The following is a 19,466-nucleotide window of genomic DNA, read 5'->3' as shown; positions in this document are numbered from 1 at the left end:
AGCATTGTTTTGGTGTGCCGTCAAGGGTGGCGTACGCTGCCGAAAGCTAACATATCTGCAATTTTCAAGGTTCCGATGGAGCCTTTTTTTCAGCTCCATTTTTTCATAGGCTACTTTACACTACCAAAAATGATTGTTATTGTTAGTATAAAAATAAGTCAAAAAGATTAGTTCTACCTACTGTTTTCACAGTATTTGATGACTCTATTATACTGAGTATTGAGGAAGATTATCAATCGAGAACACACTGTGAATCAATAGAAAATATCTATTGAATATACAGATCTCGTTTCAGTTAATTTTTCCTGGATGAACAGGAATGAATTAAATCAGAAAACAAGAGTAAACTTTCGTGAAGTGTGGTATTATAAGAAATATACATGTATGCCTTTTGCGGTAAAATGTAAAGTATACATGGAAACTATCAATGGAAACTACCGATGAAAATAAGAGTTAATTTTTAGGAGGAAATTTTTATGGCAATAATAAATATTACAAAAGAGATTTTTGAAGAGCAGATTTTAAAGGCTGATCAACCGGTTCTTGTAGATTTCTGGGCACCATGGTGTACGTATTGTCGAAGAATTGCACCAGCTTTTGATAAGATTGCAAAACAGCAGGAGGACAAGCTTGTTTTTGCGAAGGTTAATGTTGATGAAGCTCCGGAAATTGCAGAAAAATATGGAATCGATACAATTCCAACGCTTCTTCTTTTTAAAAACGGAGAAGTGGCAGGAACGATCGTTGCACCGGATTCTAAGGCAAAAATTGAAACATTTATTCAAGAATATTTGTAAGATGTAGAAATGTAGAAACACAGAAATACAATATAAAAAGGAAAGGAAATACGATGGATAAAATATATGATGTAGTAATTATCGGTGGAGGTCCTGGCGGATATACAGCGGCGCTTTATTGTGCAAGAGCAGGACTTTCTACGATGGTTCTTGAAAAGCTGTCTGCCGGAGGGCAGATGGCACTTACTTCCCAGATTGATAATTATCCGGGCTTTGAGGAAGGGATTGATGGATTCAGTCTGGCGGAAAAGATGCAGCAAGGGGCAGAGCGTTTTGGCGCTGAGACAGAGCTTGCAGAAGTACTGAGTGTGGATTTTTCCGGTGAGATAAAGAAGATAGAGAGCAGTGAAGGAACATTTAAGGCGAAAACGATTATTATCGCGACAGGTGCCGTTCCAAGAGAACTTGGAGTGCCGGGAGAGAAAGAATTGGTTGGACGTGGCGTTGGCTACTGTGCTACCTGTGATGGAATGTTTTACCGAAACAAAACGGTTATGGTTATTGGTGGTGGAAATACAGCAGCAGCGGATGCCATGACCTTATCAAGAATCTGCGAAAAAGTGATTCTTGTTCATCGAAGAGATTCTCTTCGTGCAACAAAGGTTTATCATAAGCAGTTAGAGGAAACACCGAATATCGAATTTTACTGGAACACAACAGTCAGCGAATTTTTATACGATAAGAAGCTTACCGGTGCAAAGCTGCATAATGTAAAGACAGGAGAAGATACAGAAATTTCTGTCGATGGTGCATTTATCAGTATTGGAAGAAAACCGTCCTCTGAATTGTTTGAAGGAATTCTTGCTATGGATGAAGCCGGATATATTATTGCAGACGAGTCAACACGCACGAATATACCAGGAGTATTTGCCATTGGTGATGTCCGGACAAAAGCACTTCGTCAGGTAGTAACTGCCGTAGCAGATGGAGCAACGGCATCGCATTATATAGAAGAATATCTGGCGCATCAGATGTAAGAATGACAGGATATTCTTGAATTTTCTTTAAAATCAAGTAAGATTAAGAACAAAAAGATTTCGAGAAAGCATAAAAAGAAATGGAGAGATTGTACTTTTAATGGAAAAAGAAACAAAAAGAAGCCTTTTGTTAATTACATTTGGCGTTGTATTATTTGCCTTGCTGATGCATTTTCCAACAGTGATCAAGACCATACAGAGAGGGATTGCATTGATCCTTCCTATTATAGTAGGTCTGATTCTTGCATTTGTTCTAAATGTTCCTATGAAAATGTTTGAGCAGCTTTTTACAAAAATAAAAAAGAAATATCCGAAGTTAGAAAAAATGCCGGTAACAGGAGTAAGCTTATTTGCGACAATGGCCTGCATCGTTCTTTTGATTGGAATTGTATACACGATGTTTGTACCAGGACTTGTAACTTCCGTAAAAAGTATTTATATTGTTTTTATGGAAAATACACCAAAATGGCTGTCATGGCTTCGGAGTAACGGAATGGATACTGCATGGATTTCAAAAGAAATTGCCTCTTGGGATTTTAATAAACTTATGGCACAGATTACAGGAAATGTAGGAAACGTAGGAAATGCACTAGGAAAAGTAGTGGATGCCACAACCTCTTTTTTTGGTGTAGCAGTCAATGCGTTAATGGGATTTATTATAGCAATCTATGTATTATTGAGTAAGAATTCTCTCTCAAGACAATGCAAAAAAATGCTTTATGCACATTTATCCAAAAAGCATGCCGATAAAATATGTTACATATCCAATCTTGTGAATGAAACATACTCTAAATTTTTCTCTGGACAGTGTATCGAAGCAGTTATTCTTGGCCTGCTAATGTTTGTTGCATTTACCGTTTTTCGTCTTCCGTACGCCAATCTGATTGCGGTACTTACGGCACTCCTTTCCTTCATACCATATATCGGAGCATTTGCAGCCTGTTTTATCGGAGCGTTGCTCATCGTTATGATAGACCCATGGAAAGGTCTTTTAAGTATCATTGTTTATCAGGTTGTGCAGTTTATAGAAAACCAGTTCATTTACCCAAGAGTAGTCGGCGGTTCCGTTGGGCTTGCTCCACTCTGGACTTTAAGCGCCGCTTTAATCGGAGGCAATCTTTTTGGAGTAATTGGAATGATATTTGCGATACCAGTCACAGCAGTATTATATGTTCTAGTGAAAGACGATGCAAATCGTAGATTACAAAGAAAAAAGATTGATTTATAGAATATAAAACAGAAAACCAGAAATTAGAAAACCAGAAATTTACTATAAAAGAAAATTTCTGGTTTTCGCTTTTTACGCTTCATCCCTTGTTATAAACATCATGATGAAGGAAAGTAAGAGTAGAGCAGAAGATACAAGGATTGCCCGTTCATGTAAATATTTAATACATTGATTTCCAATGATTGCTCCGCAGATAAAGCAGAGAATAATTCCGTAGTAGAGGAGTCCCTTTTCAAGAGAATCTCGTTTCTTTGTCTGGAAGAAAGTGTAAATATTTTGTGTACCGCTTCGAAGATTTCCGATACACATGGTTGTAGCAATACCATTGCCATGAATTTTTCGGAAAGTTTCCACCTGTATACCACAGGCAAGAGAGGTTAAACTGTTTGCCAGAAGATTATGGCTTTGTGGAAAAAAGCTTACGATGGCAAGAATGATAGCTTCTGTAACAACAGAAATCTGTCTCCAGTGTAGATGCCCTCCTTTTCCTAAGTTTCGAACGATATCAGAGAGCGCAATTCCGAAAGTGAAAGCAAGAACCGGACAAAGGTATCGAATCGCATCAGGAATATCTCCTTCCGAAAGATGTACACCAAGAAGAAGCATATTTCCTGTTTGTGCATTAGCAAAAACCCCTCCTCTTCCTATATAAGAATAGGCATCCATGAAACCACCCGATAAGGCAAGCAGGATACCAAGTTCAATTGATTCTGAAATCTGCACTTTTTTATTCAAAGAAAAACCTTCTTTCTAAATATAAATATACTGATGTTAGAGTCAAAGAATTTTGCCCCTAACTTGATGTCATGAATTACTCCGTAGCTAACGCTATTCTCGTAATTCTGAAACGCACAAGTTTTACCCACAAAATCTTCAAAAATTCGGTGGATAACCCCCTTATATTGAACAAAAAATGTGGAAAACTCTATAAAAATGCATGAATTAAGAAAAAATAATTCAAAATATATCGTAATGATTATAGGTGCAATGAGAGGATTTGTCAATTAGAATATCTTTACTTTCAAATAGGAGAATGTTATCATAATAACGTCTATATGAGACATTCATTAAACAAAGAGTTTTTGATAAATAATAATTGAAATATAGAGGAGGTGCCGTATGGCAAAAAAAGCATTAATTGCTATGAGTGGCGGAGTTGATTCATCAGTGGCAGCTTATCTTATGAAGGAAGCGGGATATGATTGCATCGGTGTAACGATGAAGCTTTATGATAATGAAGATATTGGAATGGAAAGAGAAAAGACCTGCTGTTCTTTAAGCGACATTGAAGACGCCAGAAGCGTATGTGTCAAACTGGGAATTCCATATTATGTATTTAATTTTAAAGACGACTTTAAAGAAAAGGTTATCGACAATTTTATTTCCTGTTATCAGAAAGGAATGACACCAAATCCATGTATTGAATGTAACCGTCATTTAAAGTTTGAACATCTTTATAAGAGGGCAAAAGCTTTACATTGTGATGTGATCGTAACAGGACATTATGCGAAAGTTGTTCAGGATGAGCAGGGATATCACCTGTTAAAAGGTGTAGATGAGACAAAGGATCAGAGTTATGTCCTTTATTCCCTTACAGAAGAACAGCTTGCACATACCTGTTTTCCATTAGGAGATTACACTAAAACAGAAATCCGAAAAATCGCAGAAGAACAGGGATTTTTCAATGCACATAAACATGATAGCCAGGATATTTGTTTTATTCCGGATGGAGATTACATGGCATTCATTGAAAAAACAACAGGAAAGAAAAGTGAACCAGGTGATTTTGTAAATCAGGAAGGTGAAATAGTTGGCCAACATAAAGGATATTATGGTTATACGATTGGACAGAGAAAAGGACTTGGAATTTCTGCACCGAAACCATATTATGTAACAGAAATCTGCCCAGAAGAGAATAAAGTCATTCTGGGAAGCAATGAAGATTTATTTAAAACCGATCTCATTGCTGATGACTTCAACTGGATAGAAGAATTAGCAGAAGATGAAATCGTAAAAGCAAGAATTCGATATCATCAAGCTGAAAAAGAAGCAACAGCAAAGAAAAATCCAGATGGAACAGTAGCAATTCACTTTTTAGAACCACAGCGTGCAATTACAAAAGGACAGGCAGTAGTTTTATATAGAGACAAGCACGTAGTGGGAGGAGGAACAATAAAAAATACTAATTTGTAGATTTCGTGTAGACGAAAAAAGAAATAATACCCTATCCCATCTGCTCTGTAGTCGCTGTGTTTAAAATGCTTATTCGCATCTTAAACACGCTCCGAAGCCGCATCTGGGATAGGGTATTATTTCTTTTTTCTGACTATCTAAATCTACGGTTTAACAACATGGAATGTGCCAGAAGGCTATGGTCTTCCGGAAAATTAAATTTTAAAGGATTGACACTCAAATTGTTATCTTTCCAACATAAATCACTAATTTGCTATTCCTACCTTATGGAGAATTTCTCTCTGGTTAACTCTCATAGTCTTCTGGACAATCCCCATCTTCCCATCCAAGATTTAAATACTGATTTCATCTGGAGCCAAAAAGCAGAAAACCAGAAATTTAATATAGAAGAAAATGTGATGTCGGAGCGAGTAAAAATGCCGAACAGGCATTTTCTGCGAAGCGACTATCTTCACATTTTCTTCTATATTAAATTTCTGGTTTTCGTTTCTTTAGTCTCTCAAATTAGTATTTTAAGTTTTCTAAAACTTTTTGTGGGACTTCCATTTCTCCCTGGCCTGTGAAGAGGGAGATATGTGGTTTATTCTGACCGTGGAAGTCAGTTCCACCGGTTTCGATGAGTCCCCACTGTTTTGCAAGTCCTGCAACGTATTCTTGTTCTACCGGTGTGTAAGTGTTGTAATATGTTTCAATTCCGATGAGACCGGCTTCTTTTAATTCTCTAACTAAAGCTTCTTTCTGGGAAGAGTCCAGCTTTTTATAGAGCATGAGGTGAGCAAGAACAGGGATGCCGCCACTGTTTTTGATCAGATGAATGGCTTCTTCTGGAGTAGGCATGATGCGTTCTACATAGCAGCATCTTCCTTCGGCAAGGTATTTGTCAAATGCCTCCTGAACGGAAGAAACATATTTCTTTTTCATGAGAAGCTTTGCGATATGTGGGCGGGCGATTGTTTCGCCGGGTTTATCCGGTTTGATTTCATCCATAGAAATTTTAAAGCCCTGCTCCTGAAGCTTCTGGATAATCTTTTCATTACGTCCGTCACGACTTTCGCGGCAAACGGCAAGACGGTCAAGAAGTTCTTTATTATGTATGTCGATATTGTATCCGAGTACATGGATTTCAACACCATGGTAATCTGTAGAAATTTCAAGACCGGAAATAGCTGTCAGTCGGTCTTTGTGTTTGGCAGCAGCTTTTTGGAATTCATCGATTCCGGCAACAGTGTCATGGTCTGTGAGGGCGATGACAACGGGGCTGTCTTTTTCTGCGAGTTTTAAAGCTTTATTAACAATTTCTGTTGGGGAAAAGGTTCCGTCAGAAGCTGTAGAATGGATATGTAAGTCAATATAAGTTTTCAAAAAAAGTTCTCCTTTCTTTAATTTGATCGCAAATTACATATTGTTTTGTTATGTAGGAGCGGTAATCATCAATCAACTATTTATAGTATCGCAGACTTAGTTAAAAAAAGCAATGTTTAGAACAACTTTTTATAGGGATTGAAGGAAATTGACGGAAAAGATGTAATAATACAATAGTTGTTTGTAATAATCGCATAAAGGTGTTAGAATAGCTTTATATAATTTAGAATCTGAAAAGGAAGACAGAGGATATAACGGAGGTTAATTATAATGGAAGATATTATGAAGGCATTGCTAGATGTGGTGAGAGCACAGCATAGCGCAACAGAGGGAAGTGAAGAGAAACCATTTGACATTAATGATATTATAGATATGGCTATGAATATCACTGGACGACCGGAAGAACCGGCAGAACAGCAGGAATTATCAGATACGATTCAAAAGATGGCAGAATCAATGGCTCCGGATATTTTTCCTCCAAAGACATTTGAGGAGATGGACGATTCTGAGAGAGCAGCTTCCGCAGTGAATATGATAGAAGAACGTTTGAAGAATGGTGGAAGAAGAAGAGAAGAGGCACAGCAGCCGCAGCCAGTGCAGCCAGTACAGACACCAGAGGCAGTTTCACAGCCAGAACCGGAGCCGGTACAGCCGCAAGTGCAGACAGCAGTAAGTTCTGCTTCACAGCCGGAAGTAGAACAGCAGACATTTAATAATGAAGATTATGGGAATGGGAATGCCTATGATATGTTTGGACAGGATGATGTGAATCCGCAGGAAGCAGCGAATCTGAATGATTTAATTTATAATAACTTTATGCAGATGATGGGATTGAATGATCCAAAAGTAGAGTATCCGTTTGATCGTTCTCAGATTCGCTATGGAAGAGAGAAGACAGCAACAGAGATGCTTGCGGAGGATGAAGCGAATCAGGCAGAAGAGAGAGCGTTAGAAGAACAGAGAAGGAGACCGGTTTCTGCATGGGAGCTGGCGCAGGCAGCTGTCGATAAAGATGAAGAAGCGCACCAGAAGGAAGAATATGAACCGAAAGAGATGCAGATGCCGGAAACGAAGTCAGCTTCCCAGTTAGCAGCAGAGGCAATTGCCAAAGCAAGGGAAGAAGATCAAATGAAGCTTGAAGCGGAAAAGAGAGCGGAACTTCTTATGGAAGAGGCAAGAAAGCGTGGAAAGGATCCGATGGAATTTGCGCTTCATCAGCAGGAGATTCTGAATTATATGGAAAAAAATAGTGATGAATTGGTTTCATTTGAAGATTATGAAGATTTATCTCCGGAAGAAAAGTTAGAAATCGAAAGGGAGCTTTATAAAGAAAAGCAGTTAGAAGCAGGAGTCGCACCGGAAGATATCACAGATGTGCCGGATGAGATTAAGGAACAAGTTGGTGTTTTACCACAGCAGGCACAGAGTTCACAGGCTGAGTTGCAGCAAGATGGAACAGGAGGGGCAGCAAGTGATGCCACAGCGCAGGGAACAGAGCAGACACCGGCATTTTCAGATGATATGCTTCGCATGATCAGTCAGGAAGTTGTGCAGGAGAATGCAGATATGATTTTATCTGAGGATGCGAATGCAGATCTTGGTGTAATTAATGAGACGATTTTTGAAAACCTGAAACGAATGATGAGTCAAAGTGGTGGTACGGTAAGTCAGGAAGATATGGAATCTTTGATTGGAGAAGTCATTTCAAGAAATACTTCTGAGACACCAAGTGTAGAAGAAGGTAATGTTTTACCAGAAGAACCGGAAGTAGCTGCAGTACCGCAGGAGACACCAGAAACAGGGGCAGTATCTGCTGTAGAACTTGCCAGAGCCGCACAGCAGGCAGCAAGACCGGAGCCGCAGGAAGTAAGAGAGACGAAGTCGGCTGTCGATATTGCGAAAGAGGCGCAGGAGATTGAGGCACTGAAAAAAGCGTTGGCAGCTCAGGAAAAAGAGGAGGAACTTAGCGAGGATGATTTAAGCTTTGATGAGCTTGATTTAGATGATGATGCAGAAGATACAGTTGATACCGTTGTAACACAGCCAGAACCACAGCCAGAAGCTTTAGAGGAAGTATCTGAATCCGAGCAGAAACCAGATGAAGAACTAGAAGTGAAGCTGGAAGCAGAAACGGAGCAGAAAATAGAAGCGGAAACAGAACAAAAGGAACAAAAGGAAGAAAAGGAAGAATCCGAGCAGGAAGCAGAAGCCAGAACGCAAGGCGATTCAGTAGAACCTGTAGAAGCAGAAGAGGTTGTTTCAGAGACAGAACAACCGAAAGAAACGGCTTTAGTCGAAGAAGAACCGGAAGAATCCGATGAATATGAATATGTTGATCCAGGTGAACTAGTTCTTGGGGAACATACACAGGCTGAAATTGATGAAGCACTCGACAACCTTGCTTCCCTTGGACTGGAAGGAGAGGTATATGAGAGAGCGAAGAGAATGCTTTTACTTGAATTAGCAGGCTCAGAAACAGTACTTGATGCATGGTTAGAAGAGCAGGAGAATGGCAAAAAGAAGAAAGCATCCGTTTCCGCATTAGATAAGGAAGAAGACACGTTAGGAGACTTAGAAGATCTTGATGAAGATGATCTCGAAAGAGAACTTGAGATCGCTATGGATGAAGACTTTGTAGAGGAAGAACTTGAAGAGAAAAACACAGAAGAAAATACAGAAGATTCCGAAGAGACTACTGTAGAAAATGTTGAAAGTACAGAAGAAACTGGTGCACAAGATAATACGGATTCAGAAGAAGCAGAAAGACTGAATGATACAGAAAGTATGGAAAATACAAAAGCTTCTGAAGAGTCAGCAGAAAATATTTCAGCAGAAGAAGCATCCACAGAAGAAGTAAATACAGAATCGGCAGATCAAGAAGATATTGAAACACTAGAGAATAGTAAGGACTCAAAAGAATCCGAAAGAAGCGCTCTTTCAGATGACGAAGACGAAAAAGTAGGGGATGAGACAGTACAGAAAGACACAGAAAAAGAGAGCGAGACAGCAGAATATATTTCTGAATCGGAACATACGATTCAGGTAGAGAAGACAAGACCGGAAAAAGAAGAAAAGAAATCTGCACGAGTGAAAAAAGATTCTCGCAGTGAGCGCAGCTTACATTCTAGAAAGCATAAAAACGTGGTCAAACGTAAAGAAAAAGCAGCACCGGAAAAAGAAGAAAGAGAATTTACTGCGGTAATCCCTACTGGAAAAACAGTAGAAGAAAAAGAATTCCAGGTAAGTGTACGTAATCCATTTGTTCTCAAAAACTCTGCAAGTTTCATGGATAAGTTTGAAGAATATATCGTAGATACCCAGGAAAACCGTAAGTTAAGCACAGGTTTTAAGCGTTTAGATGCGATGCTTCGTTACGGACTTCATAAAGGAAGCTATTTTGTAGATTCTATGCCACAGTATTTAAAGAATGGATTCATGCAACAGATTGCAGATAGAGCAGCGGAGAGCGGCGTTGATGTACTTTATATTTCTACAGAGCTTTCCAGATATGACCTGATGGTAGATACCGTTTCACGTTTAAGCTATGAAATGAATAAAAAAGATGAAGAAAAAGCCGTATCTTCTATGGCAATCATGACTGGAGAAAAAGGTGCAGATATTCGTTCCTTAAAAGACGAATTAAACTGGTACAGAGGCAGAATCAGCGAGCATCTTTTCGTACTTGATCAGGAAGCCGTATCGGAATATGTCGACAATATGGAAGATGCTTCAGCAAGCGACATTTTAGAAGAATTAATCCGTTCTATTGTAACAGAAGGAGCACATAAGCCGGTTGTCTTTATTGATAATATCGAAAATATACTTTCAGTTGAAGACTCCGAAGATATGAAACCTCTCATGGATGGTATCCGTAAACTTGCAAAAGAATTAGGAATTCCGATTCTTATGTCCTACGGATATGCACAGGCTGAAAGCGAAAGCGAACTAGACCCTGACGAAATAGCATTCCATGAATCACTCGGAAATATGTGTGATGTATATCTCGAATTAAAATATGCAGACATGATCACAGAAGATTACGAGGAACTTACAGAAGAAGACATTGAAGAAATGGTAGAAAACGGAGAAATGCTCCTCATAAATGTTCTCCTTCACAAAAACAGAAGAACAATGAAAGCATCCTGCCAGATACAGGCAACTCCGAAATTTAACTACTACGAAGAATAAAAACACTCACCCAATCACAGCCAGACAGATGCTTTAAATATAAAGGAGCCAACAAACAGAAAAAAACGAAAGCCGGGATATAGCAAATGAAATGTCAGAGCAAGTAAAAAAGCAGGACAGACAATTTCTAGGTGTGAATATCCCAATCACGGCCAAAAACAAATGCTTTAAATATAAAGGAGCCAATAAACAGAAAAAACGAAATCCGGGATATAGCAAATGAAATGTCAGAGCAAGTAAAAAAGCAGGACAGACAATTTCTAGGTGCGAATATCCCAATCACAGCCAAAAACAAATGCTTTAAATATAAAGGAGCCAACAAACAGAAAAAACGAAATCCGGGATATAGCAAATGTAATGTCAGAGCAAGTAAAAATGCCGAACAGGCATTTTCTACGCTGCGATATCTTTACATTTGCTATATCCCGGATTTCGTTTTTTCGTCTATTATTATATTAAAGCATTAATCCGTTAATCCTATGTCGTCAGTTACTATTTTTATTTTTGCACTGATTTTCTGTAATTCATCGGTTGGTTCATAATTCTTTGTACCAAAGAGGTATTCGTGCGCCTTGATCGCATTAGACTTGGCGGTGATAGGAAAACCATAATAAATACCGCCGTACCGCTCATCCTCTGATTGAAACGGATAAGCCTGTGAGTCTGTGATCGAGGAGCGGGCCATAGAAAATGTTAACTTTGTAAGGTCGTTATCGGACAGGCTTGTTTTACACTGTGGAAGGACGGTACTGATTAACTTTCCAAGTTTGAATGGCTGTTTTTTGGCGGCGTTCATAATACCTTCAAGAACAAGACGCTGATGGTTTGCTCTTGCGTGATCTCCGCCTTCCATGTAACGGATACGGGAATAGGCAACAGCCTGGTTTCCATCAAAGGTGTAGGTTCCGACTTTGTCGAATTTAGGAGAATTCCCTCCGTTAATATGATTCATATTTCCAATATAATCATTTAGGTTTTTCAGTTCTTTCTCGGAAGTAATCGTAAGAGGGATTCCACCGAGTACGTCTACGGCATCAGCTAATGCTTTAAAGTTTACGGTGGCAAAATCGGTGATATTCAGGTCAAGATTTCGATTGATAGTGCGGAGTGCTAATTCCGGACCACCGTAGGAATAGGCAGCATTGATCTTATCATATTCTCCATCAATACTTACATAAGTATCGCGGTAAATGGACATCAGCTTTACTTTATGATTTGATTTATGGATGCTGGCGATGATGATACAGTCTGTTCGGGAACCAGTATCTGTAATTTTGTTATCCTGGCTGTCTACACCAAAAAGAGCAATGTTTTGATAATCTTTAATGTTAGCATCCGTATCATTGACAGTTACATTTGATCTATCCAAAGGGTACTTTTTGATTTTAGAAAAAGCACCTTTTACCGAAAAACGAAAAGCGAAAAAGGCAATAATTCCGATCAACACAATAAAAAGAAGCAGGGGAAGCAGGCAGCCATGTTTCTTTTTCGATACTTTTTTCGGTGGATGATTCGGTTCATGCTCATTCATACGTTTGGTTTTCTTTCCAGAGGAAGCAGCGGAAACCGGCTTATAAGAAGCATTCCTTGCTTTAGAGGTACGATAACTTACAGAACTTTTATTGGAAGTCTGTCGCTTCTTCTTATAATTATCTGTGTCGTAAAATGAATCATTTTTCATAATAAATATGGGTCCTTTCTAGGCTTAGTGTACGGCTGCATCATGAATGTTTGTCAATGATACAGTACACTAGTAAGCATTTTTATTGACAAATCCTTTAAATACAGTAAGGAATAAAATCTTGATATCAAAAGAAAGTGTCCAGTTTTCAATATAGAAAATATCATGTTCAATACGTCCTTCAATAGAAGTATCTCCACGAAAACCACAAACCTGTGCCCAACCGGTCATGCCGGGACGAACCTGGTGCTTTATCATATAGCGTGGAATCTCTTCTTTGAACTTTTCAACGAAAAGAGGGCGCTCAGGGCGAGGTCCGATCAGACTCATATCTCCTTTTAATACATTAAAAAGCTGAGGAAGTTCATCAAGGCTGGTCTTACGGATGATCTTTCCTACCGGTGTGACACGAGGGTCGTTATGAACAGTCCAGGCCTTTTGTTCTTTTGAAGCAGACTGTACACCCATAGAACGGAACTTGTACATTTTAAAAGGTTTGTTATGAAGACCGACTCTTTCCTGGCAAAAAATAATCGGACCAGGAGAACTCTTCTTTACAAGGACGGCAACAATAGCCATAATCGGTGAAAAGAGAATGATGCATACGAGAGATCCGACAATATCCATCAGACGCTTGATACATTTATTCACTGTATTTGTAAGAGGAACATTACGGATATTAATAACCGGAAGTCCATTCAGATCTTCTGTTACCGGGTTGGTAGAAATAAACTTGTAATAGTCTGGGACAAACTTTGTATGCACGCCGGACTTCTCGCAGACAGCAACCATTTCCCCAAGCTTATAATATTCCTTCAGGCTTAATGCGATAGCCACTTCATCCATGGAAGTATTCTGTAAAAACTTTTCAACATCTTTTAATTTACCAATACAGAAGGTATTGCGATAAGAAAAATCTGATCGGAGATTATCATCGAAAATACCATGGATCGTATATCCCCACTGTGGGTTGGACTTAATACGATCAATATAAGCTTCTGCCGCAGCACTGAATCCAATAACAACAACGTGCTTAAGATTATATCCTTTCCGGCGGGTCCTTTCTAATGCATAACGGATCGCTGCACGTTCTGCAATCGTAAGAAGCATGGAAAGCACATAGAACATCAGTTGAAGACTTCTTGAGACATGTGGAATCTTCATAAATATAATATATATAAAGAAGAAAACCATTCCAATTGAGTTCGCCTTAACAAGATTGGCGTACTCGGCAGTCTGATTCTGAAATCTTTTTGGTTTATATAAGTTAAACTTTGCATATAAAATAAGGTATACAGGAATCAGAACAAGAAGTATACCCTGGTATTGCCATAGCTGTCTCCAGTAACCAAAACGAGGAAAAATATCCTTGAAAAGAGGACATATATATCGAATATAGTAACTAAGACAGAACGAACAATAAATAACCAGTGCGTCTAAGACGACGTGAAACCGGTTAAGATATTTTTGATTCTCTTTAATCATAAAAGTGTACCTCCATCGCCAGTAAAGTTATGTATATATATTACTGGGATAATTTTCTAACTTATTATACAATAGAATAAGTTATTCTACAAGGTCAATTCTTTTCGCCGTTTTACGAAAAAAGTGTGAAAACATACAAAAAGGGTATAAATCCATAATTTTTCCATAAATACAACACAAATTCATCACACATCGTTGCTAATATAAGATTACAAACTTAGAGAAAGGGGAAAACATTATGAACGAATTTGAAAATAATAACGGATTCCATAATGAGAATGTAGAGAACAATCCGATAAATGAAGTAAATAGTAACGAAGAATATAGTAACGGAGGATATAATAACGGAGGGCTTACTGTAGATGTAACACCGACAGAAGAAACGGCAGTACATGAGCAGGCAGAAAGCCATAGATATTCTTATAAAGAACAGGGAACCGGTGGAAATTCCAGTCGATATGATTATGGCAATGACAGTCATTATGGTAACTCTTATAGCGATAATTATAATGACAATTATAGCAATACTTACAATAATAACAGCAATTATTATAGTAACATTCCACCGGAACCGGATAAGAGACGAAGAAAAAGAAAGAATGACGATAATAATAAAAATGGAAGTGGAATAGGTAAAAAGATTGCAAAGCTGGTTGCTTCCGCAGCAATTTTTGGTCTTGTAGCAGGAACTTGCTTTGTTGGTGTTTCTGTAGTAAAGGATAAGTTTTATCCTTCCACTGCAGATAAGATTGGGACAACATCAGGAACAACAAGTTCTAAGAAAGAGACTTCTTCCGGAAGCAGTTCAAACAGCCAGAATGTTGCAAGTGTAGTTAATGAAGTAATGCCATCCGTTGTATCTATTACAAGTACGATTCAGTCTTCAAACTACTATGGATTTGGAACGCAGGAATCAGAAGGAGCCGGTTCTGGATTTATTATTGCAAAGACAAAAGATTCCCTTATGATCGCGACAAATAATCACGTAGTATCCGATGCAACATCCCTTACGGTAGGATTTGTAGATGATACAACAGCAAAAGCTACAGTTGTAGGAACAGATTCCAGTGCAGATCTTGCAGTTATTTCTGTAAAGATAAAGGATATCAAAGACTCTACAGCATCAAAGATTAAAGTTGCAACACTTGGAAGTTCTGATGATTTAAAAGTAGGAGAAGAAGTTGTAGCAATCGGTAATGCATTAGGATATGGCCAGTCTGTTACGACAGGTGTAGTCAGTGCAAAGAATCGAGAAGTATCTTTAACAGATGGCACAATGAATCTTTTACAGACAGATGCAGCAATTAATCCTGGTAACAGCGGTGGTGTACTTATCAACATGGATGGTCAGGTAGTTGGTATCAACAACGCCAAACTAGAAGATACATCAGTAGAAGGTATGGGATATGCCATCCCGATCACAACAGCCAAGACAATTTTAACAGACTTAATGAATGCCGGCAGCGTAAGCACAAAGGATGCTGCATTCCTTGGAGTAGTAGGACGTGATATTAACGAATCTTATTCAAGTGCCCTTGGAATTCCAAGCGGAATTTACGTATCCCAGGTAGTAAGCGGCTCTCCGGCAGAAAAGGCGGGAATCTCAGCAGGAGATGTCATTGTGAAGTTTGAAGGTAACAACGTTTCTACTATGTCTGGCTTAAAAGAAAAGCTTGCGATCAAGAAAGCAAATACAAAGGTTAAGATTACATTTAAGAGAGCAAATCAGAGCGGAACTTACGAAGAAAAAACAGTAACAGTAACACTTGGTAAAAAGAGTGATTTCAAAAATGTAACAACCGATAATTCCAGTGACAGTAGCGAGTCCGATGATAGCTCTAACAATGGAAATTCTAACGGAAACTCCAATAATGGAAACAACAACGGAAATTCAGGAAACAGCAATGGCAATTCCGGTAATGGTGGTTATGGATATGACAATGGTAATGGTGGAAACAGCAGTGACGGCTATATGAATCCATATGACTATTTCTTTGGAAATAATTATTAAATAAAAAGTGTTTTTCTGTATCCAAAGTTCAGAAAGTTAAAATCTGCGATATTATAAAAATGCGCCTTAGAGCAAGTTCAAACTGCAGCTGAGCAGTTTGGACGCAGTGATACGAAGCATTTTATAATATCGCAGATTTTAACTTTCGTCTCTTTTTTTCAAAAAACACTTGACATCTCATTTTACCCATGCTATTATACCAAAGTATGAACGCCGAAGACAGCAGGTGCCGTAAGGCATAAAGTGAGAACACCTGCCGAGGAAGTTATATTCAGATATTTTTATTCTTAGAATATTTCTGCTCTTTGTCTTTGGACAGAGAGTTTTTTTATTTCATCGAAAGATGATCTGACGGCGGTACACACAAATATTTAAGGAGGTGCACCAGGAAGATGGCTAAAGTAGAATTAAAACAGCCTATTGTTGACGAGATTAAGGCTCAGCTTGACGGAGCGAAATCTATGGTAGTTGTAAATTACCGTGGAATTTCCGTAGCTGATGTAACAGAACTTCGTAAACAGTGTCGTGAAGCAGGTGTTGTTTATAAAGTTTATAAGAACACTATGGTAAAACGTGCTGTAGAAGGTACAGAATTCGAAGGCGTTGTAAAAGATTTGGAAGGAACAAACGCATTTGCAATTTCCAAAGAAGATGCAACAGCTCCAGCAAGAATCGTTGCTAACTTTATTAAGAAAGCAAAATGCTGTGAGTTAAAGAGCGGTGTTGTAGAAGGTACTTACTACGATGCAGCAGGTATTGCAACAATCGCAACTATCCCATCAAGAGACGAACTTATCGCCAAATTTATGGGAAGCATTCAGTCCCCAATTACAAACTTTGCCCGCGTAATCAAACAGATCGCAGAGCAGAAAGATGGTGGAGCTGCAGAATCCGAAGCAGCAGCTGAATAATTAATATTATAATATAAAGATTTATGGAGGGAAATAAGATGACAACTCAGGAAATTATCGAAGTTATTAAAGGTTTATCCGTATTAGAATTAAATGATTTAGTAAAAGCTTGTGAAGAAGAATTTGGTGTATCCGCAGCAGCAGGTGTTGTAGTTGCAGCAGGAGCAGGTGCTGGAGAAGCAGCAGAAGAAAAGACTGAATTCGATGTTGAGTTAACAGAAGTTGGCGGACAGAAAGTTAAAGTTATCAAAGTTGTTCGTGAAATCACAGGATTAGGATTAAAAGAAGCTAAAGCTGTAGTTGATGGTGCTCCTAAGACACTTAAAGAAGCAGTTTCTAAAGAAGAAGCTGAGGACATCAAGAAACAGTTAGAAGAAGTTGGAGCTAAAGTTACAGTTAAATAATTGTATTTTTCCAATATTTAATTTCTTGAATGAACGCTCGGAGGGTGTAAGCTCTCCGAGCTTTTTTCGTTTATGCAGTTGGAGGTATATGATGAGTAAAAAATGCCCTTATGAAAAGAAATGCGGCGGTTGTCAGTATATTGATCTGCCTTATGAAGAACAATTAAAAAAGAAGCAGAAAGAGACAAATAAACTTTTAAGCAGTTTTGGAAAAGTAAAGCCGATCATCGGAATGAAAGATCCATGGCATTACAGAAATAAAGTGCATGGTGTTGTAGCAGGAGACCGTCATGGAAACTGCTTTACAGGAATTTATGAGAATCGAAGCCATCGTGTTATTCGTGTAGATTCCTGCCTGATCGAGAATCAGAAGGCAGATGCGATTATGAATACAGTAACTTCTCTTATGAAGTCATTTAAAATGCGTCCTTACAATGAAGATACCGGATATGGCTTTTTACGTCATATTTTAGTTCGGACCGGCTATCATACCGGACAGATTATGGTTGTTTTAGTTACTGCATCTCCGGTATTCCCATCAAAGAATAATTTTGTCAAAGCGCTTAGAAAAGAACATCCGGAAATTACGACAATCGTGGCAAATGTAAATAATAGAAATACGAGTATGGTTCTCGGTGATAAACAGCAGATTCTTTACGGAAAAGGATATATCGAGGATGTGCTTTGTGGAAAGACTTTCCGTATCTCATCTAAGTCATTTTATCAGGTAAATCCAATACAGACAGAAGTCCTTTATAATAAAGCGATTGAATTTGCAGGACTTACCGGAAAAGAAAGAGTGATTGATGCTTACAGTGGAATTGGTACGATTGGAATGGTGGCGAGTGATAATGCCGGAGAAGTCATTTCTGTAGAATTAAATGGAGATGCTGTCCGAGATGCCGTCTTTAACGCGAAGCAGAATAAAGTAAAAAATATTCGTTTTTATAAAGAAGATGCCGGAGATTTCATGGTAAAAATGGCATCGCATAAAGAAAAAGCAGATGTAGTATTTATGGATCCTCCGCGTGCCGGAAGTGATAAAAAATTCTTAGACTCCCTTCTTCGCTTGAAGCCAAAGAAGATTGTTTATATTTCCTGTAACCCGGAAACACTTGCTCGTGATTTAAAACATCTTACAGGGAATGGATACAGTGTCAGACAGATTCAGCCTGTAGATATGTTCCCTTCAACCGGCCATGTAGAAGCTGTTTGTTTACTATCAAGAAGAGAGAAATAGTACGAAAATAAAGCGTATTTCTGTTTTTACTGATGATCACGAGAGCCTTATTAGTTGTCCGTAAGATGAGAATAGGAGGAATCATGGAATCATGGAAGTAAGGAAACGATTTGAAAATGATAAATTAAAAAAACTTCAGATTTTTAATGGGGCACAGTTAAAATATATAGCATTTATATCCATGTTGATTGATCATGTAAATAATGCTTTGATAACTCCTTTTCTGAATGGAAAGGGATTTTTATTGCATTTATCTAATCTTTTTTCAATTCTAGGCAGGATTGCATTTCCTATTTTTGTGTTTTTTATCGTAGAAGGATTTTTTAAGACCAGTAACAGGAAGAAGTATCTTATAACGCTCTTGCTATTTGGTGTGGTATCTGAAGTTCCGTTTGACATGTTTACATCAAAAGTATTCTTTGATCCATATTGGAATAACATCATGTTTACTTTAGCGTTATGTCTTACTACAATTTGGATTATTGATGCTGTAAAAGAAAAGATTGGCAATAAAGTTTTGTGGTATTGTATATCAATCGTTATTGTAGGGATTTCGTGTGCAGTAGCGATGGCGCTCAGTCTGGATTATGATTATCATGCGATTATTGTTGCATACATTTTTTATATTTTTTATGATAAACCAATACTTGGAGCGGGATTGGGATATCTTTCGATTATTAAAGAGTTATATTCTTGCTTGGGATTTGCTATGACAGTAACATATAACGGTGAAAGAGGAAAGCAAAATAAGTGGATCAATTACCTTTTTTATCCGGTTCATATTTTAATATTAGGTATTCTGCGTTTTTATTTAAATATTTAAAAATCTTTAGAATTATTTAGTATGAAAGAAAACAGGGGTATTGGTCCTATGTCAAGATTTAGTACAAGTTAAAATGAGGTTTTCCTCATCTTAACTTGCCATCAGCAATTCGTCTTTCTGGATTCTACGATACAGTTCTTCATAATCATTTGGAGACATATAGTCA

14 protein-coding genes and 1 other annotated feature are annotated in these 19,466 nt (G+C 38.1%); of the genes, 10 read left to right on the top strand and 4 right to left on the bottom strand.

Features of this window, described 5'->3' with window-relative positions:
• The first annotated feature begins 476 nt into the window (after positions 1 to 476).
• The 3 genes from trxA (at position 477) to FYJ25_RS13695 (ending at position 3,002) form a co-directional block, all read left to right on the top strand.
• Complete coding sequence (gene trxA, locus FYJ25_RS13705; RefSeq protein ID WP_096241101.1) at positions 477 to 797, top strand: thioredoxin; 321 nt, start codon at positions 477 to 479, stop codon at positions 795 to 797.
• 53 nt (positions 798 to 850) lie between these two features.
• Positions 851 to 1,774 carry a thioredoxin-disulfide reductase gene (gene trxB, locus FYJ25_RS13700; RefSeq protein WP_096241100.1) on the top strand — a complete coding sequence of 308 codons (924 nt, stop codon included), beginning with the start codon at positions 851 to 853 and terminating at the stop codon, positions 1,772 to 1,774.
• 100 nt (positions 1,775 to 1,874) lie between these two features.
• Positions 1,875 to 3,002 (top strand): AI-2E family transporter, encoded by a 1,128-nt coding sequence (locus tag FYJ25_RS13695; RefSeq protein WP_154581536.1) that lies wholly within the window; start codon positions 1,875 to 1,877, stop codon positions 3,000 to 3,002.
• A 72-nt stretch (positions 3,003 to 3,074) separates the two neighbouring features.
• Here FYJ25_RS13695 and FYJ25_RS13690 read toward each other — a convergent pair whose 3' ends face one another.
• Complete coding sequence (locus tag FYJ25_RS13690; RefSeq protein WP_021907255.1) at positions 3,075 to 3,737, bottom strand: YoaK family protein; 663 nt, start codon at positions 3,735 to 3,737, stop codon at positions 3,075 to 3,077.
• A 384-nt stretch (positions 3,738 to 4,121) separates the two neighbouring features.
• Here FYJ25_RS13690 and mnmA point away from each other — a divergent pair, with 384 nt between their 5' ends.
• The gene (mnmA, locus tag FYJ25_RS13685; protein WP_154581535.1) at positions 4,122 to 5,195 is read left to right on the top strand and encodes a tRNA 2-thiouridine(34) synthase MnmA; all 1,074 of its coding nucleotides are present in this window, start codon (positions 4,122 to 4,124) and stop codon (positions 5,193 to 5,195) included.
• Between the two features lie 504 nt (positions 5,196 to 5,699).
• Here the strand turns inward: mnmA and FYJ25_RS13680 are convergent.
• On the bottom strand, positions 5,700 to 6,557 hold the full coding sequence (locus tag FYJ25_RS13680) for a PHP domain-containing protein (RefSeq protein ID WP_154581534.1): 858 nt from the start codon (positions 6,555 to 6,557) through the stop codon (positions 5,700 to 5,702).
• Between the two features lie 270 nt (positions 6,558 to 6,827).
• Between FYJ25_RS13680 and FYJ25_RS13675 the strand changes: the two genes are divergently transcribed.
• A complete protein-coding gene (locus tag FYJ25_RS13675) occupies positions 6,828 to 10,745 on the top strand; it encodes a hypothetical protein (protein WP_154581533.1) in 3,918 nt (1,305 codons plus the stop codon).
• A 463-nt stretch (positions 10,746 to 11,208) separates the two neighbouring features.
• Here FYJ25_RS13675 and FYJ25_RS13670 read toward each other — a convergent pair whose 3' ends face one another.
• Together FYJ25_RS13670 and FYJ25_RS13665 are read right to left on the bottom strand one after the other, a co-directional pair.
• Positions 11,209 to 12,426 carry an LCP family protein gene (locus FYJ25_RS13670; RefSeq protein WP_243145757.1) on the bottom strand — a complete coding sequence of 406 codons (1,218 nt, stop codon included), beginning with the start codon at positions 12,424 to 12,426 and terminating at the stop codon, positions 11,209 to 11,211.
• Positions 12,427 to 12,495: 69 nt separating this feature from the next.
• Positions 12,496 to 13,911, bottom strand: coding sequence for an undecaprenyl-phosphate glucose phosphotransferase (locus FYJ25_RS13665; RefSeq protein ID WP_147608930.1), 1,416 nt, complete (start codon positions 13,909 to 13,911; stop codon positions 12,496 to 12,498).
• A 238-nt stretch (positions 13,912 to 14,149) separates the two neighbouring features.
• On the opposite strand from FYJ25_RS13665, the gene FYJ25_RS13660 reads away from it, so the two are divergent.
• The 5 genes from FYJ25_RS13660 to FYJ25_RS13640 all read left to right on the top strand — a co-directional run bounded on the left by FYJ25_RS13660 (position 14,150) and on the right by FYJ25_RS13640 (position 19,300).
• Positions 14,150 to 15,922 (top strand): S1C family serine protease, encoded by a 1,773-nt coding sequence (locus FYJ25_RS13660; protein ID WP_154581532.1) that lies wholly within the window; start codon positions 14,150 to 14,152, stop codon positions 15,920 to 15,922.
• A 195-nt stretch (positions 15,923 to 16,117) separates the two neighbouring features.
• Positions 16,118 to 16,261, top strand: a sequence feature (ribosomal protein L10 leader region).
• A 53-nt stretch (positions 16,262 to 16,314) separates the two neighbouring features.
• Positions 16,315 to 16,833 carry a 50S ribosomal protein L10 gene (rplJ, locus tag FYJ25_RS13655; RefSeq protein WP_154581531.1) on the top strand — a complete coding sequence of 173 codons (519 nt, stop codon included), beginning with the start codon at positions 16,315 to 16,317 and terminating at the stop codon, positions 16,831 to 16,833.
• A gap of 38 nt (positions 16,834 to 16,871) precedes the next feature.
• Entirely contained in the window at positions 16,872 to 17,237 is a 366-nt protein-coding gene (rplL, locus tag FYJ25_RS13650) for a 50S ribosomal protein L7/L12 (protein WP_096241089.1), read from the top strand.
• Positions 17,238 to 17,325: 88 nt separating this feature from the next.
• Positions 17,326 to 18,477, top strand: coding sequence for a 23S rRNA (uracil(1939)-C(5))-methyltransferase RlmD (gene rlmD, locus FYJ25_RS13645; RefSeq protein WP_243145756.1), 1,152 nt, complete (start codon positions 17,326 to 17,328; stop codon positions 18,475 to 18,477).
• 91 nt (positions 18,478 to 18,568) lie between these two features.
• Positions 18,569 to 19,300, top strand: coding sequence for a TraX family protein (locus FYJ25_RS13640; RefSeq protein ID WP_154581529.1), 732 nt, complete (start codon positions 18,569 to 18,571; stop codon positions 19,298 to 19,300).
• Positions 19,301 to 19,466 lie beyond the last annotated feature (166 nt).

Source organism: Anaerobutyricum soehngenii (assembly GCF_009697165.1).
GTDB classification, from domain to species: Bacteria; Bacillota; Clostridia; order Lachnospirales; family Lachnospiraceae; genus Anaerobutyricum; species Anaerobutyricum soehngenii.
Note: the sequence above shows the minus strand (reverse complement) of the source record. Positions and strands in the feature narration are given on the sequence as shown.